Genomic DNA, 5171 nt, shown 5'->3' with positions numbered 1-5171 from the left:
AGAACTGAGCGCCTCCCACTTTATGACTGGTCATTCAGCACCAGCTAGCCGTTGCGATCCAGCTGGATTTTCGTGCCAGGATCGTGGTCCACAAAGGATCTTGCCGTGATGATTGCCAATTTTATAAGTGACATAATAGCCCAGCAGTTTTTGCTATTTATTATAGATCGTCTGGCAACGCTGAAAGTTTGTAGTGTAGGTATCCCTATCCTGCGGATTGCCCTGCACCTGGTTGCCCGCATATACCGCCGCCAGCGACGGTGCCTAATACCGAGCCGGCGATTTTATTCTCGTCCTGTACTGGATGGCGATGGGTCACCGGTGATTATTCGATACTCCTGACGTGGTGTCTTAATCTTTTTGTTGATGAGCGATGTCGTGACAACCTGGGCGTATTTCAAACTGGAGGAGAACACATCTATCCCAGCGACCGTCGCGACACTCGACGCAGTGGCAATACCGATGCTGACGCCTCCCAATTAATGATTTATTCACGGGAGAACTTCCTAACAATCATCACGTATCCACTAACGGTGAATAGATGCATATCCCTCGCTTCCTTTTGTTGATTGCGGGCGTAATCCTGGCCGTGGAGCTCCGCTGCCAGGATAGCTCAAAGTCTGCCAAAAGAAAACTAATCGGCAATAAGATTAAGATAGAAAAGTATTCTATGTCAGTATATTATATAATTTTTGAGAATTATTAATCATCAAAAGCAAAAATGCGCTATCTCATATGCTACCAATGGGCAGACACACAGCAGCTCTGTAGCCGATAGACGGCGACGGCATAGTTATAGCACGGCACGACTTTTAGCGTTACGGGACGCCCCGGCTAAAAGAGGCGGATTTGTTGCCACGCTATTCGTGCAGGATTGCATACAGGGAATCAGAAAAAACGCGCTTGCGGCTTGCACAGTTGTTAAAGAAACACAGCCAGGGATCCCCTGCGGCCGGGCCGATGGGACGGCCACCGTAAGAGGCTTCCTGCTGAGATTAGTGCAGTTTGAGATGCGGACGGTCCTTCCCACTAGGATGTTAAGGCCGATTTTGACTATGCAGCGCTATTTAGCATGGGATAGTGAAATGTAAAACGCGAGGATAGCAGTGCGCTTTTCTATCATCATCGAGCAGCGCATCAGGTTGCTCATCAGACTGATGACAGTGCTAAAGTGCGATAATTATACCAGCTAGCCAGGTATATGCTTGAGTGCATGCCCGCTCAGTAGCGCTAAAATATTACCATGGGCGCGCGAGCCAATTTGATGGGAGGCCTGTGTGCGGGGACACTACGCCGCCGGTGGGCATGCATAGCACACGGCGCACAGTAGCCGATAAAAAATATGCGGATCGCGCGTGTTTTATAGCGTGACTCAACCACTAGTTGATTGATACGGTTAGTTTCCAAACCGGCTAACGCCTTCATAAAGTCCGGTGCTTTGATGCCGGCGGCCAAGATCATGAGTTATGCTCGGATATGTTCGCCATCCTTGGTATTTAGCCTGCCCACATCGGCGATGGTGACCATGGTCTTGGTCAAGGACACTCACGCGCAGCTTGGTCAATTCCTTATGCACGTCAGCGGAGATCTCCGTGGCAGCAAAATACACTCTCTCACCTCGATCAGGGTGACATTTAACGCCTGATTATCCAGCTATTTTAAACCATAACTATGCAAATTTTGAATAGTATTATGTATATAATATGATAATTCGACGCCGGTCGTGTCGCCGCCAACGATATTCACTTTCCCTTCCAGGTTCGCCCTGCGCGGAAAATTTAAGAAACAGATTTAGCATCTTCGTTATAGAAATGCTGCGCCTGATGCGGATTATCAAGGAAGATATAGTGTTCTTTAACGCTGGCGGTTTAATGCTGGCGGTACTAAGGTCGTTGTTCGACGTACTTGCCAAGCACTATCACCAGAATGTCATAGTTCAGGCGGCTGACGGGCACCAAGAGCTCCCCTTGCTCATTGCGGACTTTATCCAGCAGGACCTGTTTGTGCTCGCGATCTATGTCGATCATGCTACCGGGCTGGAATTAGAAAGCATGATTGCGGGCATGGGCTAGGTAGCTGAGGGTATCCCCACGCCTTCATGGAGCGAGTAAGTGGCTACCTTATGCAGCAGTTGTTTCTATAAATGGCTATATAAAATATTTTTTAAGTTTATTATGTTCCTTTTAATCCCAAATGATTTCATAGAAAGGAGAAAGCATTGAGGCGCTGTGATTGGCATCCAGAGTATCATCCAGTGGACGCGACAATAGCATCAGACAGCGATCGTGATTTTTTCGCGAAAGTTCTCCACGCATTTGGTTTCGATATCTACATATTCCTCTAGCATATTAATTTTACCCGGCATATTCTTCTTCGGGAAAAAGATTGAGGTCAGGGATTACCTGTCGCATGTTACATAAAAAACCGATCTGCCCAAGCTAACGCAAGCCGCAGATAAGCGGCCGGTCGTCATCGGTCAATTACTGTATTTGTCCACTTCCTTGAGAAAATTCTGCATATCGTGGCGGGGGAGGCAGATACTGTAACTGATGAGTCGCACATCGGGATCGATGAACTACAACTGAAGGATCTTTTCGTGATTTCCAGGACTCGTGGCATCAAAACCGTGCAAATAAATAATCATTATTTTTCAATTCTATTGGGTTCAACGTTGCAGAGCGGAGATCGCGTGTTTAAGATTACAACTCCCTCCTCTCGGCAACATTGATCGATGACAGATTTTGTCGTCCGTCTTCGCCGGCCAGTGAAGTGACGACGGATCTTATTTGACCAGGCATCGACCCGCGACAAGCCGTTACTGACGCCAGCGGCAGTAACGGCAGATCTAGATCGACCTAGCGACTGATAAACCATAGGCCTTTACTGAGTTCGGCGCCGGTGACACACTGATGGGATAGTAGCCGTTTTCAGACCGCAGGCTGGTAATTTAGCGCGATAAAGGAAATGGGTAGCACCACTAATTTTTTACATCACAAAACGGACGGTGTAAGTGTTTACTCTGTAAACAACATTAATCCAGCTATAATAACAAGGTCGAGAATGAAGAAATAGGGGTAACGATAATGTTCTCTGTAGTGTTAAATTTACCCTGCATTAAAAATGACTAGAAAATATAATAATACATATGATATTTACCATCATAATAGAGATGAACATCAAACGCCGCGTGACACTTTACACGAAGCTAATTTGTACCAATAATATCTCCTAACCTTTCCTACAATAACCTTTTCCCCGCAAGCAATAGACGTTATAGGCATTATCTGCGCCAGTTTCATATACCTGATGTAATATGATATCGTCGTAAACACAATAATATATTGTCTTTAAATCCCGGCATCGTTGTATTCAACGTAGAGAATATTTTACCCTTCAATGACTTAATACCTGGTCCGCTAGGTAATATTTTTCTCCCGCCTTCTGGGTATAATTATTTTTTAGATAAGGAGGGTTTTATATTAATGATCACGATATCACTACTATTTATTCTTGTCTGTTTAACTTAGGGCAACACCTGGCTTGCCATGAGAATCGTAGTTGATACTATTCCGCCCGTGTTTGCGACAGTCATGCGTTTTATTGTCGCATCACCGCTGCTTATTGTTAAGGCTTGACTAACCAGTGTGTCATTACTTTTCCCTGTAGGCAGCTTCATTTCCAATGTTGTGGTCGCGCTATTTTATTTCGTCATTCCTTTTTCATTAATGAGTTACGGTGAACAAACCGTCAGCTCGGGGCTACCGCCGATGATTTTCACCAACATACTTGTTGTAGTGTCTTGCGCCTCACTGCTGCTGTTAAAAGGAAAAACCTGCAGGCTGCAACTTCTAAGATTACTGCTAGCGATCGCATCATTGGCCGTAGCGCCGATAAGCGAAGCGAGAGAAAGCAACCGCCGTCAGTGGCAGAGTATCCTGGCCTTGGTCGTGGCCCTGATTATGTATGCAATTATGTATACCCTTTGCAAGAAGCGCAGTTGTTGCATGACGATGCTGACTTACAATGCACTACCTTACTGCGTGGAATGGGTTGCATTGACCACCGTCGGCTGGCTGTATAAACACCTCCGCTGGAATGATTTTCCGCCAGATTAGGTAGAGGTAAACCCTGTATTTAGGCATAGTAGACGACGTATTCGGTATTTTGTGCTACTTACTCTACAAAAAAATCTAGCGATTTCCAGGCGTCCACTACGGTGTTTTTGATTTTCTCAGTGATCGTGCTATTGCTGGAAAATGTCCTGTATGGCTATACGTTTTCACCGGTTTCGAGCCTGCTGCTAGTGTCACTCAGAGCTGGGATTTTATTAACGCTGCTTATCCCAGTACCATGCCTGAGCGCCGGAGAATACTAACGCTGGGATGCGCAGGCGTGACCTGCCGTGAATCCCCCCAAACCTCACTGACAACATGTCACTGTCGATATGTCGATAATCTGCGTGGCAGCTTGCAGAGCGTTAATTAGTGCGTCTTTGTGGAGGAAGCGCCAAAACAGGTTTCTGCCTATGGCCTGCCTACATAAAGAGACGTTATAGCCAGATAAAATTAAAATAGTGGCGCAGTGGTACCCACCAGGGCGATAAAATCTCGGTTGCCGATTTAGTGCCAACGGGTTTCATATCACAGTAGCATTAGATAGTTAACCCAGAGAAGTCAAGCGTCACCGGAGTAAACGATCGCTCGCCAGGTCCGGCATAAGCCGCACATAATCGGCCAGCACAAATGCCCGCGATCCTGCAGGACATTGCCGTAAAATAGCGCCACCAGCTCCAGCACGACATCCCCCGTTGCTGGCATATTCTCAGTCGATAAACGTAAGCGAATCCGCCTGCTGTGAAGCAGCACATTGCCTTGATGTACATCTATATATAATAGTGCCCGTATATGCAACAGTGCCTGGCGTATGACCGTCGGTGGACGCCGACGAAAAAACCGCCTGTGTAGACTCAGAAAGGCTAGTGAACGTTGCTCAGAATCGCTTGTTTGCCAGTAACATGCATAGCACGCTTGCAGGTTCAGCGTATAGCCACTGCGCTGACGCTGGTGCAGCTTAAACAGGAAGGACTACCAGCGTGGCGGTACTCCTCAGCGCCAGTTGCCAGCCATGCACATTCATTGGTGTGTGTGGTAGCCTACCACCAGAACAACCAG

3 protein-coding genes and 3 pseudogenes are annotated in these 5171 nt (G+C 46.8%); 2 read left to right on the top strand and 4 right to left on the bottom strand.

Translation table 11 applies throughout. The annotated features are described in order from the left end of the window. Positions 1-44: 44 nt before the first annotated feature. From BG74_RS16080 to BG74_RS12510, 3 pseudogenes are all read right to left on the bottom strand, one after another. A pseudogene (locus BG74_RS16080) lies at positions 45-495 on the bottom strand (glycine zipper 2TM domain-containing protein). 583 nt (positions 496-1078) lie between these two features. After that, positions 1079-2137, bottom strand: a pseudogene (locus tag BG74_RS16075) (NAD(P)/FAD-dependent oxidoreductase); the annotation flags it as partial. A 49-nt stretch (positions 2138-2186) separates the two neighbouring features. Further along, a pseudogene (locus tag BG74_RS12510) lies at positions 2187-2644 on the bottom strand (YqiA/YcfP family alpha/beta fold hydrolase); the annotation flags it as partial. A 1000-nt stretch (positions 2645-3644) separates the two neighbouring features. On the opposite strand from BG74_RS12510, the gene BG74_RS12505 reads away from it, so the two are divergent. Together BG74_RS12505 and BG74_RS16070 are read left to right on the top strand one after the other, a co-directional pair. Further along, positions 3645-4115, top strand: coding sequence for a hypothetical protein (locus BG74_RS12505; RefSeq protein ID WP_187202526.1), 471 nt, complete (start codon positions 3645-3647; stop codon positions 4113-4115). A gap of 107 nt (positions 4116-4222) precedes the next feature. Further along, on the top strand, positions 4223-4375 hold the full coding sequence (locus tag BG74_RS16070) for a hypothetical protein (RefSeq protein WP_244267179.1): 153 nt from the start codon (positions 4223-4225) through the stop codon (positions 4373-4375). 298 nt (positions 4376-4673) lie between these two features. Here BG74_RS16070 and BG74_RS12500 read toward each other — a convergent pair whose 3' ends face one another. Next, entirely contained in the window at positions 4674-4817 is a 144-nt protein-coding gene (locus tag BG74_RS12500) for a hypothetical protein (protein WP_187202525.1), read from the bottom strand. Between the last annotated feature and the right edge of the window lie 354 nt (positions 4818-5171).

Origin of the sequence: Sodalis-like endosymbiont of Proechinophthirus fluctus, assembly GCF_001602625.1 — a bacterium.
Classification (GTDB): Bacteria; Pseudomonadota; Gammaproteobacteria; order Enterobacterales; family Enterobacteriaceae.
The sequence above is the reverse complement of the archived record's forward strand: the minus strand, read 5'-3'. Positions and strand labels throughout refer to the sequence as shown.

Excerpts from the sequence above, each read along its gene's own strand:
- BG74_RS12500 (WP_187202525.1), bottom strand. The coding sequence starts at position 4,817 with ATGCCAGCAACGGGGGATGTCGTGCTGGAGCTGGTGGCGCTATTTTAC.